Source organism: Sphaerisporangium sp. NPDC004334 (genome assembly GCF_053602655.1).
In genome coordinates, this window is sequence record NZ_JBSGDZ010000015.1 from 93,017 (window position 1) to 106,121 (window position 13,105).

Annotated in this window: 14 protein-coding genes; 10 read left to right on the top strand and 4 right to left on the bottom strand. The window is 72.2% G+C overall.

Translation table 11 applies throughout. From position 1 onward, the window contains the following. Window positions 1-176: 176 nt before the first annotated feature. Together ACWEN6_RS20875 and ACWEN6_RS20880 are read left to right on the top strand one after the other, a co-directional pair. Window positions 177-782: a TetR family transcriptional regulator gene (locus ACWEN6_RS20875; RefSeq protein ID WP_452572185.1), complete on the top strand. Its 606-nt coding sequence runs from the start codon at window positions 177-179 to the stop codon at window positions 780-782. Further along, a complete protein-coding gene (locus tag ACWEN6_RS20880) occupies window positions 779-1,576 on the top strand; it encodes a VOC family protein (protein ID WP_452571956.1) in 798 nt (265 codons plus the stop codon). The genes ACWEN6_RS20875 and ACWEN6_RS20880 overlap by 4 nt, the downstream gene beginning before the upstream one ends. 202 nt (window positions 1,577-1,778) lie before the next feature. Here the strand turns inward: ACWEN6_RS20880 and ACWEN6_RS20885 are convergent, their stop codons facing one another. The 3 genes from ACWEN6_RS20885 to ACWEN6_RS20895 form a co-directional block, all read right to left on the bottom strand. Next, complete coding sequence (locus tag ACWEN6_RS20885) at window positions 1,779-1,982, bottom strand: DUF397 domain-containing protein (protein WP_452571958.1); 204 nt, start codon at window positions 1,980-1,982, stop codon at window positions 1,779-1,781. Further along, window positions 1,972-2,778 carry a helix-turn-helix domain-containing protein gene (locus ACWEN6_RS20890; protein WP_452571960.1) on the bottom strand — a complete coding sequence of 269 codons (807 nt, stop codon included), beginning with the start codon at window positions 2,776-2,778 and terminating at the stop codon, window positions 1,972-1,974. The genes ACWEN6_RS20885 and ACWEN6_RS20890 overlap by 11 nt, the downstream gene beginning before the upstream one ends. Before the next feature lie 421 nt (window positions 2,779-3,199). Further along, entirely contained in the window at window positions 3,200-3,889 is a 690-nt protein-coding gene (locus ACWEN6_RS20895; protein ID WP_452571962.1) for a GntR family transcriptional regulator, read from the bottom strand. 187 nt (window positions 3,890-4,076) lie between these two features. Between ACWEN6_RS20895 and ACWEN6_RS20900 the strand changes: the two genes are divergently transcribed. The 5 genes from ACWEN6_RS20900 (at window position 4,077) to ACWEN6_RS20920 (ending at window position 8,710) form a co-directional block, all read left to right on the top strand. Continuing rightward, entirely contained in the window at window positions 4,077-5,360 is a 1,284-nt protein-coding gene (locus ACWEN6_RS20900) for an MFS transporter (RefSeq protein WP_452571964.1), read from the top strand. Between the two features lie 31 nt (window positions 5,361-5,391). After that, entirely contained in the window at window positions 5,392-6,204 is an 813-nt protein-coding gene (locus ACWEN6_RS20905; RefSeq protein WP_452571966.1) for a LamB/YcsF family protein, read from the top strand. After that, entirely contained in the window at window positions 6,201-6,935 is a 735-nt protein-coding gene (locus tag ACWEN6_RS20910; protein WP_452571968.1) for a 5-oxoprolinase subunit B family protein, read from the top strand. The genes ACWEN6_RS20905 and ACWEN6_RS20910 overlap by 4 nt, the downstream gene beginning before the upstream one ends. Further along, window positions 6,928-7,824, top strand: a complete 897-nt coding sequence (locus ACWEN6_RS20915) for a 5-oxoprolinase subunit C family protein (RefSeq protein ID WP_452571970.1) — start codon at window positions 6,928-6,930, stop codon at window positions 7,822-7,824. The genes ACWEN6_RS20910 and ACWEN6_RS20915 overlap by 8 nt, the downstream gene beginning before the upstream one ends. Window positions 7,825-7,927: 103 nt before the next feature. Further along, window positions 7,928-8,710 (top strand): putative hydro-lyase, encoded by a 783-nt coding sequence (locus ACWEN6_RS20920; protein ID WP_452571972.1) that lies wholly within the window; start codon window positions 7,928-7,930, stop codon window positions 8,708-8,710. A 564-nt stretch (window positions 8,711-9,274) separates the two neighbouring features. Here the strand turns inward: ACWEN6_RS20920 and ACWEN6_RS20925 are convergent. Continuing rightward, complete coding sequence (locus ACWEN6_RS20925) at window positions 9,275-10,129, bottom strand: SGNH/GDSL hydrolase family protein (protein ID WP_452571974.1); 855 nt, start codon at window positions 10,127-10,129, stop codon at window positions 9,275-9,277. Between the two features lie 317 nt (window positions 10,130-10,446). Between ACWEN6_RS20925 and ACWEN6_RS20930 the strand changes: the two genes are divergently transcribed. The 3 genes from ACWEN6_RS20930 to ACWEN6_RS20940 all read left to right on the top strand — a co-directional run bounded on the left by ACWEN6_RS20930 (window position 10,447) and on the right by ACWEN6_RS20940 (window position 13,068). Then, the gene (locus ACWEN6_RS20930; RefSeq protein ID WP_452571976.1) at window positions 10,447-11,442 is read left to right on the top strand and encodes a (2Fe-2S)-binding protein; all 996 of its coding nucleotides are present in this window, start codon (window positions 10,447-10,449) and stop codon (window positions 11,440-11,442) included. After that, window positions 11,439-12,287 (top strand): helical backbone metal receptor, encoded by an 849-nt coding sequence (locus ACWEN6_RS20935; RefSeq protein WP_452571978.1) that lies wholly within the window; start codon window positions 11,439-11,441, stop codon window positions 12,285-12,287. The genes ACWEN6_RS20930 and ACWEN6_RS20935 overlap by 4 nt, the downstream gene beginning before the upstream one ends. Before the next feature lie 61 nt (window positions 12,288-12,348). After that, complete coding sequence (locus ACWEN6_RS20940; protein ID WP_452571980.1) at window positions 12,349-13,068, top strand: MgtC/SapB family protein; 720 nt, start codon at window positions 12,349-12,351, stop codon at window positions 13,066-13,068. Window positions 13,069-13,105: the final 37 nt, after the last annotated feature.

The window sequence follows — 13,105 nt, forward strand, 5'->3', positions numbered from 1 at the left end:
CACCGCTCACCCAGAACCGGGGCGTCGATGTCGCTCTGCATCAGAGATTGACTATGGGGCAGCCATAGTCAATTCTGTCGTCTGTGGAACCAGTACCACCAGGCGAGCAGGCACCGGCGCGTTCCTATCGTTCGAGCCGCCGGGAGGAGCAGGCACGCCGCACCAAGCGCCGGGTGATGGAGGCCGCGACCTCAGTGTTCGTGGCGAAGGGATATGCCGGCACCACGATGCGCGCCGTGGCGGCGGCGGCCGGTGTCTCAGTGCCGACCGTCGAGTTGCTGTTCGGCACCAAGGCACGCCTGCTCAAGGCCACCATCGACGTTGCGATCGCCGGTGATGATGAGGCGGTCCCGGTGCTGGAACGCGACTGGACGGTGTCCGCGCTGAACGCCGCCGGCGCGAAGGAGTTTCTCGATGTCGTCGCCGACGTGCTCGGCCCGGCCCAGGCGCGTTCCGCCGGCCTGGTCCTGGCGGTGTTCGAGGGATCCGCGGCTGATCCCGGGCTGGCCGACGTCGCCGAGCAGATGATCGCGCAGCGGGAGATCACCGCCGACTGGATCGTCGACGGGCTGACCGCCAAGGCAGCCCTGCGCAGCGGCCTGAGCAGGCAGGACGCCATCGACACCGTGTGGATCCTGATGGACCCCGCACTGTTCGACCGACTGGTCCGTCGCCGTGGCTGGACGGTCGAGCGCTATCAGGACTGGTTCGCCCGCTCCGCCAGCCGGCTGCTCATCGACGACACCCCCGGATCCGTCCACCACCGAAGGAGAACGACGTGACCCGACCCACCCCCGCCATGGGTCAGTACCCGCCCGAGGGCGGCATCGCCTACCTGCAACTGCCCGCCACCGACGTGGCCCGCTCCGCGGCCTTCTACCAGGCGGCCTTCGGCTGGTCTGCCGACAGCGAGCACGGCGACTTCGAAGCACCCGGGATGATCGGCCAGTGGACCACCGATCTGACGCCGGCCCGCGATGCCGGGCCGGTCGTCTGGGTCTGGGTCGACCAGTTGTATCCGGCGCTGCAACGGGTGGAGGCCGCCGGTGGCCGGGTTCGTGGCCGCCCCCGGCCGGACGGCGGCGAACGCTGGCTGGCTGAGATCGACGACCCCGCGGGCAACCGGATCGGCGTCGTCGCGCCGGCCCGCACCGCCCAGGCCCAGACGCTGCTCGCCGTCAGCGACGTCGAGGCGTCCAGCCGCTGGTACCAGCAGCTCCTCGGCCTGCGCAGCGACCACGGCGGGCCGGAGTACGAGCGCCTGCTCGCAGACGGCGTCCTCGTGCTCCAGCTCCACCAGCGGCGCGTCGAGCACCACCACGGCCTGTTCACCGACGTCGGCAGCGATGTCGGCAACGGCGTCCTGGTGTGGTTCGGGGAAGTCGGCGACTTCGACGGCGTACTCCAACGCGCAGCCGACCTCGGAGCCACGGTGGTCCGACCGCCGCACCGCAACCCCCCGCAGGGCCAAGGCAACGGGCCGGGCCACCGCGAAATCTGGCTCAAGGATCTCGACGGCTATACGGTCGTGGTCGCCAGCACCGATGGCGAGGCATACGAGGTGTACGAGGTGTAGCGCGACACCTCGAGCCGCGTACCACACTCGTCCTGCCGCACATCGAACACGAGCGCATCACCTGATCACAGTCGTCGATCACGAAGCGCTACACATCGTTGCGCGGAAAGGCTCACTGGGACGAGAGCCAGACTGCCAGAACGGCGGACGAGAGCCCTCATCGTTGAGAGCTCTCGTCCTGGGGACGGACGCTCCGGAGGGATCAGCCGTCGAAGCGACCGGCCTTCACGCCGGCCAGAAACGCGGACCACTCGCCGGGGATGCAAGCCAGTACGCCACCGCCGGGATTCTTGCTGTCGCGCACCCCGACCAGACCGGGAACGCCCGAGGCCACCTCGACACACTCCCCCGAGTCACCGCTGAAGCTGCTCTTACGCCACCGCGCGTTCTGAAGCTCAGACGCCAAGTCGGTTCACCGCTTCCTCTATCAGCCGGAGGGACTGCTTGAACGGTACGGCCTCCGCCCGGATCGCGTCATATCTCCGGATCAATTCGGATATGAGCCGGCGGTCATCAAAGGTGCGACCGACTGGCTGAGCCTCCGCGTACGCGGCATAGGGATGCCCGTTGCGTTCGGCGATAATGAACCCGCCCATCGCGCCACAATGCGGTCTGGCCGCGTACGGGACGATCTGGAGCGTCACCTGGGGATGGTGGGCGATCTCCAGCAGGTGCGTGAGCTGCTCGCGCATGACCTTCGTGTCGCCGATCACGTGGCTGATCACGTCCTCGTCGATGACGACGGTGAAGTCCGGCGGCATCTCACCGCTGAACATCGTCTGGCGCTCCATGCGCCCCGCCAGGCGTTCCTCCAGTTGCTCGGCACCGATGCCCGGCCAGGTCGCCAGGATCTCCCGGGCGTACGCCTCGGTCTGGAGCAGGCCGGGGACCAGGGTCGGCTGCCAGGTGCGCAGGCTGGTGGCGTCCTGTTCCTCCTCCAGCCAGGGCCGGAGGTAGTCCGGTGCGGTCCTCCAGGTGGTGGCGGCGTAGAGCCTGGCCATGGTGCCGTCCAGCCCGAGAGCCCGATCGCACAGCTCCGCGAACTGCCGCGACGGCGCCCGCTTGCACGACTCGACCATGGCGACCAGCGAGTCGGAGTAGCCGATGCGTTCGCCGAGTTGCCGCTGCGTCAGATCGGCCGCCTGCCGGTGACGGCGCAACTCGAAGGCGAACAGAGCGCGAGGGGACGCATAGGGGTCCATTTCCCGATCGGAGGGCATACTTCACCTGCTTCACCAGATGATGAAACTCACGGCGATACACCCAGCCACGTTCACGACCATGGCAACACGCGCCGATTCCCGAGAATGGTAAACCCGGCACTATCTTTCGGCGAGCGGTTAGCCGACTGCACAATCAGCGCAAGTCGCATATAAGCCGACTATGTATGAGACAAATTTCGACGGACAGCGGAGCGGGTCACACATCGTGGTGGCGGGCCCTGCTTTCTGGCGCTTCCGTAAGCGGTGTTCCGCTGACGACTTGGGCCAGATGGCGGGGAGCTTGAGGGGCCGGCCCCTCGATCGGGGGTCGAAGGGGGCTTGCCTCCTGGGAAATACAGCCCGAGCCGGAGCGCCCCCAGGGCGCGGAGGCGAGGACCGCAGGAAGGGGACAGTAGCCGCCTCAGGTGTGGGCGGTGACGAGTTGGTGTTCGGCGTCGGTGAGGTAGTCGCTGAGGGCGCGTTCGGCGCCTTCGGTGTCGCCGGTCTCGATGAGCTGGAGGATGTCGCGGTTGCGCCACAGGTACGGCTCGTGGAAGGCGCGGGGGTTGGCCATCTCCAGGAAGCTCAGCCGTAGCTCGGCGAGCAGGCGGCGCATGGTCTCGTCCAGGCGGGGACTGCCGGTGAGGTGCACGATCGCCTGGTGGAAGCGGATGTTGGCGGTGCCGACGTCCTCCCAGCGCTGCTCGGCCGCCGCGCGCCCGGCGGCGGCGACGGCCTCGCGCAGGTCGGCGAGCGCCTCGGCGGAGGGGCGGCCGGACTGGCGGATCGCCGAGCATTCGATCAGGCGCCGGACGCGGTAGAGGTCGACGACGTCCTCGGCGGTGAGCCGGCGGACGAACACGCCCCGGTTGAGCTCGTGGACGAGTAGCCGTTCATGGGACAGCAGGCGAAAGGCCTCGCGCAGCGTGTTGCGTGACACCCCGAGCGCCGCGCCGATCGACTCCTCCGACAGGCGGGTGCCGGGCGAGAACATGCCCTCGGTGATGCGCTCGCGGAGGATGGCGGCGACGCGCTCGGCCGTGCTGGTGCGCCCGAGCAGGGCACGGTCCTCTGCGAGGCGCTCGGTGACCCCCGCGGCACCATCGGTCACGACGGTTCAGCCCCTTCAATCCCATCGGTGTGAGGTGAAATCCTAGCACGAGGCTATTGCCAGATCGTTGAACGATCCTTATGTTGAATCCACTGGCTCACAGAGCCATGAGGCGCTCGGGGACACCGCTCCGGCCCGCCGGAGCCGGTGGCGCCTCCCGTCTGGCAGAGTGGCAGCGAGGTGCGCCATGACGACGTCCAAGCCGGAACCAGCCGCATACCTCCCCCACGACGAGCAGCCCCACAAGGGCGCGTTCGCCTGGTACTCCACGCTCAGCGCCAAGGGCCGCAAGGCGTTCGCCGGGGCCTTCCTCGGCTACAGCCTCGACTCCTACGACTTCTGGGTGCTCCCGCTCGGCCTGGTGGCCATCGCGGGCACCTTCGGCCTCGGCACGGCCCAGACCGGGCTGCTGGCCACGGCCACGCTGGTCTGCTCCGCGCTCGGCGGCGTCATCGCGGGCGTGCTCGCCGACCGGGTCGGCCGCGCCCGCACGCTCATGATCACCGTTTCGGTCTACGCGCTGTTCACCGCGCTGTGCGGCATCGCGCCCAACTACGAGACCCTCCTCGGGTTCCGCGCTCTGCAGGGCCTCGGCTTCGGCGGCGAGTGGGCGGCCGGGGCCATCCTGGTCGCCGAGTACGCCCAGGCGCGCCACCGGGGGCGAGCCGTCGCGGTCATCCAAAGTTCGTGGGCCATCGGCTGGGGCCTCGCCGTCCTGGTGTACACGCTGGTGTTCCAGTTCCTGGACGAGGATTTGGCCTGGCGGGTGCTGTTCTGGACCGGCGCGCTCCCGGCGCTGGCGGTGATCTACGTACGGCGCAACGTCACCGACGCGCCGATCTTCACCGAGCAGCGCGCCACCGGCGACCGGGTGTCACCGCTCGCCGTCTTCGGCGACGGCCTGCGGCGCACCACGGTCTTCGCGACGATGCTCGCCACCGGCGTGCAGGGCGGCTACTACACCCTGGCCACCTGGGTGCCCACCTACCTCAAGACCGAGCGCGGCCTGTCGGTCATCGGCACGGGCGGCTACCTGGTCTTCCTCATCACCGGCGCGTTCTGCGGCTACCTGACCGGCGGCTACTTCACCGACAAGATCGGGCGCAAGCGGACCTTCGCCATCTTCTCGGTGCTCAGCGGCGCGCTCATCCTGCTCTACACACAGCTTCCGAGCTCGGCCGGCGAGTACGTGATGTTCCTCGGCTTCCCGCTCGGGTTCTGCTCCTCGGCCATCTTCTCCGGCTTCGGGGCCTACCTGGCCGAGCTGTACCCCAGCGCCATCCGCGGCACCGGGCAGGGCTTCACCTACAACGTCGGCCGCGGCCTCGGCGCCTTCTTCCCCACGATCATCGGATACCTCGCGACCGCCTACAGCGTCGGCGGCGCCATGGCGTTCGGCGCGCTGGCGTACGGGCTCGCGGTCGTGGCCCTGCTGGGACTGCCCGAGACCCGGGCCCGGCGCCTTTCCTGACCCACCCGCACGAGTCAATTGGGAGCCCATCGTGTCAGGCCCGATCGCGACGGCCGGCCGCCCAGGCCCGGTCACGACCGTCGACCTCAACTCCGACCTCGGTGAGGGGTTCGGCCGCTGGAGCCTCGGCGACGACGAGGCGCTGCTGTCGGTCGTCACCAGCGCCAACGTGGCCTGCGGCTTCCATGCGGGCGACCCGACGATCATGCGGCGCACGTGCGCGACCGCGTCCGCGCTCGGCGTCGCGATCGGCGCCCAGGTGAGCTACCGCGACCTGGCCGGCTTCGGGCGGCGCTTCATCGACGTGCCGCCCGAGACGCTGACCGACGAGATCGTCTACCAGATCGGGGCCCTGGACGCGTTCGCCCGGCTGGCCGGGACGCGGGTGAGCTACGTCAAGCCGCACGGCGCCCTGTACAACGCGATCGTCCACCATGAGGAGCAGGCGGCCGCGGTCGTCGCGGCCGTCCGCGCCTACGATCCCGGGCTGCCGGTGCTCGGCCTGCCCGGCTCGCAGTGGCTGCGCCAGGCCGGGCAGGCGGGCCTGACCGTCGTCCCCGAGTGCTTCGCCGACCGGGCCTACACCCCCCAGGGCACCCTGGTCCCGCGGGGCGAGCCGGGCGCGGTGCTGCACGACCCCGGCGAGGTGGCCGAACGCTGTGTGCGCATGGCGCGCGGCGAGCCGATCACCGCGATCGACGGCACGCCGCTGACGGTCACGGCCGCGTCGATCTGCGTGCACGGCGACACCCCCGGCGCGGTCGCCATGGCCCGGCGGGTACGGGCCGCGCTGGCCGCGGGCGGCGTCGAGGTGGCGCCCTTCATCGGGAACCGGGCGCCATGAGCCCGCGCCTGCGCAGGTGCGGGGACAGCGCCGTCCTGGTCGAGCTGGACGGGGTCGAGGAGGTCCTGGCCCTGTACGAAGCGCTCGCCGCCGACCCGCCGCCCGGGGTGACCGACCTGCTCCCGGCGGCCGGGACGCTGCTGGTCCGCTTCGACGGGCCCCGGCGCCGCGAACCGGTCGAGTCGGCGATCCTGCGCGCCCGTCCGGCGGCCGGCCGGCGCGCGGCGAGCGGGGAGGTGACCGTCCCGGTCGTCTACGACGGGGCCGACCTCGCCGACGTGGCGGCCCTGACCGGGCTCTCGGAACGCGAGGTGGTCCAGGCGCACACCGGAACGCCGTGGACGGTGGCCTTCTCCGGCTTCGCCCCCGGCTTCGGGTACCTGGTCGGCGGCGACCCGCGGCTGCGGGTGCCGCGCCGCACCGAGTCGCGGGTGCGGGTCCCCGCCGGGGCGGTGGCGCTGGCGGCCGGGTACAGCGCGGTCTACCCGCGCGAGTCGCCCGGCGGCTGGCGGCTCATCGGCCGCACCCCGCTCTCCGTGTGGGACCTCGCCGCCGACCCGCCCGCCCTCCTGCGCCCCGGCATGCGCGTGCGCTTCACCGAGACCACGCCCGGGACCGCGACCGCGACCATGCCCGAGACCGCGACCGAGATACAGACCGAGGTCGCCCCCGGCCGCAGGGAGGTCTGGACCGAGGTCGCTCCCGGCCGCGGGGAGGTCCGTCATGGGTGAGGCGGAGCGGCCGGGGTGGCTGGAGGTGCTGGCCACCGGGCCGCTCACGACCGTGCAGGATCTCGGGCGTCCAGGCCGCGGCGACCTCGGCGTGGGACGGTCCGGCGCGGCCGACCGGGCGGCGCTGCGCCTGGCGAACCGCCTGCTGGCCAACCCCGAGGGCGCCGCCGCGCTGGAGGTCACCCTGGGCGGGCTCCAGGTGCGCGCCCACGGCGACCTGACGATCGCGCTGAGCGGGGCGCCGTGCCCCGCCACCGTCACCGACGCCGCCGGCCGGGCGCGGGGAGCCGGCCACCAGGCCGTCGAACGGCTGCCCGACGGAGCCACGCTACGGCTCGGCGTACCCGGGCGCGGCCTGCGCACGTACCTGGCGGTGCGGGGCGGGCTGGACGTGCCGGAGGTCCTCGGGTCCCGGGCGACCGACATCATGGCCGGGGTCGGCCCCGACCGGCCGGCGCGCGGCTCGGCGCTGCCGGTGGGGCCGCCGCCGGAGAGGTTCCCCATCGTGGACCTCGCCCCGGTGACCCCCCTGTACCCCGGGGAGCCCGTCCTTTCCGTCCTGCCAGGACCCCGGGACGACTGGTTCGCCCCCGGAGCGCTCCAGGCGCTGTGCGCCGAGCCGTACGAGGTGACCGTCGACAGCAACCGGGTCGGCATGCGGCTGCGCGGGCCCTGCCTGGAGCGGGTCCGGGAGGGCGAGCTTCCGCCCGAGGGCATGGTGCCGGGCGCGCTGCAGGTGCCGCCGTCCGGGCAGCCGACGCTGTTCCTGGCCGACCACCCCGTCACGGGCGGGTACCCGGTGATCGCGGTGGTCCGCACGTCCGACGTGGACCGCGCGGCGCAGGTCCGCCCCGGCCAGCGCGTCCGGTTCCGCCTGGCGCGCGCGTGACGCACGAGGCCCGCCCATGAAGCACGAGAGCCGCCCATGAAACATGAGGCCCGCCCATGAGGCACGAGGCTCGCCCATGAAGCGCGAGGAAGGAGACGAAGGCATGCTCGATCCCGCTCTGCTGACGCCCGGCGAGGCCCGGTCGCTGTTCCGCGACGGGCTGGTGACGCCCACGTCGGGCTGGTCGGCCGGCTGGACGCAGGCCAACCTGCTGGCGCTCCCCCGGGACCGCGCGTACGACTTCCTGCTCTTCGCCCAGCGCAACCCGCGCCCGTGCCCCGTGCTGGACGTGACCGAGCCGGGCGAGGTCGCCGCCTCCGTCTTCGACGGCGACCTGCGCACCGACCTGCCCGCCTACCGGGTGTACGAGAACGGCGAGCAGGTCGCCGAGGTGCCGGACGTGACCGCGTACTGGCGCGACGACCTGGTCTGCTTCCTCATCGGCTGCAGCTTCACCTTCGAGGCCGCGCTGCTGGAGGCGGGGGTGCCCGTGCGGCACCTGGAGAGCAGGACGAACGTGCCGATGTACCGCACGAACCGCGACTGCCGGCCCGCGGGCGGGCTGTCCGGGCCCATGGTCGTGTCCATGCGCCCGGTGCCCGCGCACATGGTCGCGACGGCGGTGCGGGTCACCTCCCGCTACCCGGCCGTGCACGGTGCTCCCGTCCACGTCGGCGACCCCGGCGCGCTGGGCGTGCGCGACCTCGACCGGCCCGACTTCGGCGAGCCGGTCGAGGTGCGGGCGGGAGAGATCCCGGTGTTCTGGGCCTGCGGGGTGACCCCGCAGGCGGCGGTCATGCGCTCACGCCCGCCGTTCGCCATCGGGCACGCGCCCGGCCACATGGCCATCACCGACATCAGGGACACCACCTACCTGGTCCCCTGACCCACCCCGACACGGGCACCATCTCCTTCCACGGCGTGCTGGTGGGCTGTCCGCGAATGTTGACCGGGTCGGGCACCGTAACCGGCGCCGGCATCGCCGTACCACGACCCGCCGACCCGGCGCCGATCACCTCCGACTCATGGCCGGGACTGGAGAACCGCACCCGGTGGACGGACGTGGCCGGCTCCCCAATCGGTCCCAAGGATCCAACGGCGCGCTGATGCGCTGTTCACGAGCCTGCACCGGCTCTGGCGGCGTAGCGGGCGCCGGCATCGCCGTACCACGACCCGCCGACCCGGCGCCGATCACCTCCGACTCATGGCCGGGGGTGGAAAGCCGCGCCCGGTGGACGGATGTGGTCACCGCGCCAGCGGTCGTCGTGGGGGGCCAGGCCGAAGGAGGCCGCGGAGGTCACCTTGGCTAGCACTTTCTGATCGTCGGTGTGGTGGACGGGTGGTCAACCGCGCTAGCGGTCGTCGTGGGGGCCAGGCCGAAGGAGGCCGCGGAGGTCACCTCGGCTAGCACCTGCTGGCCGTCGGTGTGGTGGACGGGTGGTCGACCGCGCTAGCGGTCGTCGTGGGAGGCCAGACCGAAGGAGGCCGCGTAGGTCACCTCGGCGAGCACTTTCTGGCCGTTGGTGTTGGGGTGAAAGTAGTCCCACGTGCTGAGGTCCGCGAGCGCGAACGGGTACCCGAAGACGGCCCCGCCGTCGTACCGGCAGGCGGGCCGCTCGGCGCACACCTGCGACAGCACCGTGTTGTAGTCGGCGACGCGCCGGCGCACCCGGTCGCGCCGGGCGGCGTCGGCCGCGTCGGTCGAGCGGGGACGGGCGAGCATCGACTGGCAGATGTCCAGTGCGGCCCACGCGGTGCGCGCGGCGAGGTTGCCCTTGCCGACCTCCCACAAGCGCTTGAGGTCCGGCACGCTCGCGACGAAGATCGACGCCTCCGGCAGCCCGGTGGAGAGGGTGTCGATGGTGGCGCGGAACCTCGCCTCGAAGTCGGCCACCGAGGTCATGCCGTCCTCGGAGGAGGCGCACGCGTCGTTGGCTCCGATCAGGATGGTCACGTAGTCCACGCCCTGCGAGACGGCCTGCTGCGCCTGCCCGGGCATGTCGGCCACCGTGGCGCCGGACTTGGCGTCGTTGTGGGCGACCAGGGACGGGTTGGCGGCTCTGAGGCGCAGGTAGTGGCTGTTGACCGAGCTGCTGGACCCGGTGGACCACGACCGGGAGGTGCAGTCCAGGTAGAAGCCGCAGGCGTTGAAGCCGCGCGTGATGGAGTCGCCCATCGAGGCCATCGAACCGGGGACCGGCGGGGCCGCGGCGAGGGCCGGGGACGGGAGCGCCACGGCGGAGGCGGGGAGGAAGACGAACGCTACTGCGGACAGGATGACGAGGGTGCGGCGGCGGATGTCCAAGCTGGCTCCTGGGGTGATCCCCCGATCGGCTGTTGCTCAGACTGTCGGCCCGTCCCGGCCGCTTGACAACCTCACACCACAAGTTACTGACTTGTTGGTAACATCCGGTCGGCCCGGCCCCCGGCCCGCGCCGGTTCCCGGAGAGGCACGTTCGGACGGGTCTGATGCGAGGATTGACCGGGTCGGACGTAACGAGGCGGACCGGGGTGAGCGGCCCGCGCCGGTTCCCGGACGGGTACGTTCGGACGGGTCTGATGCGAGGATTGACCGGGTCAGGCGTACCGAGGCGTACCGAGGCGGACCGGGGGGTGAGGGTCGTGCGGGGTGTGCGGGCGGATTTAGGTCTGGTCGCCGAGACCCTCGCCGAACTCTCGGCCATCGGTCCTTACTACGCCATCTCCACCGGCCCCGAGCCCGGCTCCGGCCCCGGGACGAACCCCGGCTCCGGCGTGGACTCCGGCTCCGGCTCGGACTCCGGCTCCACTTCCAGCTCCGAGGATGACGGGGGCTGGCGTCCGCTGAGTGAGCTCGTGACGGACACCGGAGCGCTGCGCGCGAAGATCGAGGATTACCAGCGGCGGCTCGGCGCCGAGGAGGTCCGCGTCGCCGCCTCAGTCCTGTTCCAGGGGCTCGCCGCCCGGCTGTGGTCGCCGGTCATCGGCGCCGTCGCCGCACGCGGCCTGATCCCGGCCGAGGCCCCGTCGGACCTCCACTGGCGCCCGGCTGCCACCGGCCCCCTCCCCCTACGCGCCTCCGCCACATCCCGCTGGCTCGTCCTGCCGGCCAGGGGAGGCTCCGCCGGGGAGGACCTGCCGGCCGGCGTGGACTCGTCCGCGCAGGGTGTGCCGGACGGTGGGACCTCCTCCGGCGGTGCCGTCCCCGGAGGCGGGGGCGGGTCGGAGGGCGCAGGAGGGGCGGCCGAGGTGGCCTATCGGGTGGTCGTGACCGATTTGCTGGAACCCCTGCTGGGCGCCGTCCGCGAGATCGCCGGGGTCTCCGTGCCGCTCCTGTGGGGGAACGCCGCTTCCTCGCTCGCCGGGACACTGCGCACCCTCCCCGTCGCGCGGCCGGACCTCGGCCCGCGCGCCGCGCGGCTCGTGCGCGAGGTGCTCGGGCTCGGCGTCCTGGCCGGCACCGGGCGCCTCGCCGAGCCCGCGCCCGGCTGGTACTCCTTCGTGCGAGTGAGCTGCTGCCTGTACTACCGCGTCCCCGGCGGCGGGATGTGCGACGACTGCGCCCTGCTCGACCCGGCGGTCCGCGAGGCGCAGTGGGCGCACGCCGCGCAACGGGCGGGAGAAGGGGCCGGGGCATGACACTCCTCCACGACGATCTCGGCCTCGCCGTGCCCGTCCCGGGGCGGGTGCGCCGGGTGGTGTCCCTGGTCCCCTCGCTCACCGAATCGGTCGCGGCGACGGCTCCAGGGCTGCTCGCCGGCGCGACCGACTGGTGCTCGCACCCCGCCGATCTCCAGGTGACCCGGGTGCGCGGCACCAAGAACCCCGACGTGGACGCGATCGTGGCGCTGCGTCCGGACCTGGTCGTGGCGAACGAGGAGGAGAACCGCGTCCCCGACCTGGACGCGCTGCGCGCGGCGGGCGTGCCCGTCTGGGTCACGGTCGTCCGCACGCTCGACGACGCGTTCGCCTCTCTGCGCCGGCTGCTGGTCACCGCCCTGGGCCTGCCCGAGCCCGCCTGGCTCTCCGCCGCCGAACGAGCCTGGAACACCGGCACCGGCACCGGTCCCGGACCGGATGGAGGTACGGGTGCCGCGGGCTCGACGGGTGCGGGCGGGGTGCGGCGGGCGGTGATCCCGGTGTGGCGGAAACCGTGGATGGTGGTCGGGCGGGACACCTTCGCCGGGGACCTGCTGATGCGCCTCGGCGTGCGCAACATCTACGCCGGTCACGCGGAGCGCTACCCGCGCATCCCCCTTGCCGAGCTGCTGGACGCCCGTCCCGACCTGGTGGTCCTGCCGGACGAGCCGTACCGGTTCACCCCCGGCGACGGGCCGGGCTTCTTCCCCGGCGTCCCCGCCGCGCTGGTCAGCGGCCGGCACCTCACCTGGTACGGCCCGTCGCTGGCCGAGGCCCCCCGCGTGGTCGCCGACGCGCTCGCCGCCGCCCGCGCGGCTCCCCCTGCGGACGAAGCACCGCGCTGACCTGCGCAGACGTGCGGCGTGCTCTCGTGGTGGAAGGGCGGGGCTGTTCTAACCTGGTCGGATGGTGGCGGCATATCTCGGCGGCCTCCCCGGGCAGGGCTGGACACAGGTCGGGGAGCTCGCCCTGGCGTTCGTCCTGTCGGCGGCCATCGGCGTCGAGCGCGAGATCCGCCAGAAGAGCGCGGGCCTGCGCACGCACATCCTCGTCGGGTTCGCCGCCGCGCTGATCATGCTGGTGTCCAAGTACGGCTTCCAGGACGTCCTCGGGCACAACGTGACGCTGGACCCGTCCCGCGTGGCCGCGCAGATCGTGTCGGGCATCGGCTTCATCGGCGCGGGGCTGATCTTCATCAGGCGGGACGCCGTGCGCGGCCTCACCACGGCCGCGACGATCTGGCTGACCGCCGCCGTCGGGATGGCGTCCGGGGCGGGGCTGTGGCTGCTGGCGATCATCGTCACCGTCGGCCATTTCATCGCGGTGTTCGTGCTGGCCCCGGTCTCGGACATGCTGCCCCGTTCCAAGTACGCGCCGTCGCGCGTCCACCTTTCGTACCTGCCGGGCCGCGGGGTGCTGCGGCGGGTGCTTGAGGTGTGCAGCGGCCAGGGGTTCACCATGAGCGAGGTGTCGGTCGACCAGCGCGCCGAGAGGGATCCTTCCGCGGTGACCCTGTGGCTCAGCGTGCACGGACCGGGGCCGGTCGCGGAGCTGACGGCCACGCTGACCGAGATCGACGGCGTCCTCGCCGTCTCCGGCCACGACGCCGACTCGGCCATCCCTTGAACCCGTTTTCGGGACCGGCCGTGAGGGCAGGTAGCGG

Excerpts from the sequence above, each read along its gene's own strand:
- ACWEN6_RS20890 (WP_452571960.1), bottom strand. The coding sequence starts at position 2,778 with ATGGACCCCTATGCGTCCCCTCGCGCTCTGTTCGCCTTCGAGTTGCGC.
- ACWEN6_RS20935 (WP_452571978.1), top strand. The coding sequence starts at position 11,439 with ATGACACTCCTCCACGACGATCTCGGCCTCGCCGTGCCCGTCCCGGGG.
- ACWEN6_RS20875 (WP_452572185.1), top strand. The coding sequence starts at position 177 with ATGGAGGCCGCGACCTCAGTGTTCGTGGCGAAGGGATATGCCGGCACC.
- ACWEN6_RS20910 (WP_452571968.1), top strand. The coding sequence starts at position 6,201 with ATGAGCCCGCGCCTGCGCAGGTGCGGGGACAGCGCCGTCCTGGTCGAG.
- ACWEN6_RS20900 (WP_452571964.1), top strand. The coding sequence starts at position 4,077 with ATGACGACGTCCAAGCCGGAACCAGCCGCATACCTCCCCCACGACGAG.
- ACWEN6_RS20915 (WP_452571970.1), top strand. The coding sequence starts at position 6,928 with ATGGGTGAGGCGGAGCGGCCGGGGTGGCTGGAGGTGCTGGCCACCGGG.
- ACWEN6_RS20940 (WP_452571980.1), top strand. The coding sequence starts at position 12,349 with ATGGTGGCGGCATATCTCGGCGGCCTCCCCGGGCAGGGCTGGACACAG.
- ACWEN6_RS20920 (WP_452571972.1), top strand. The coding sequence starts at position 7,928 with ATGCTCGATCCCGCTCTGCTGACGCCCGGCGAGGCCCGGTCGCTGTTC.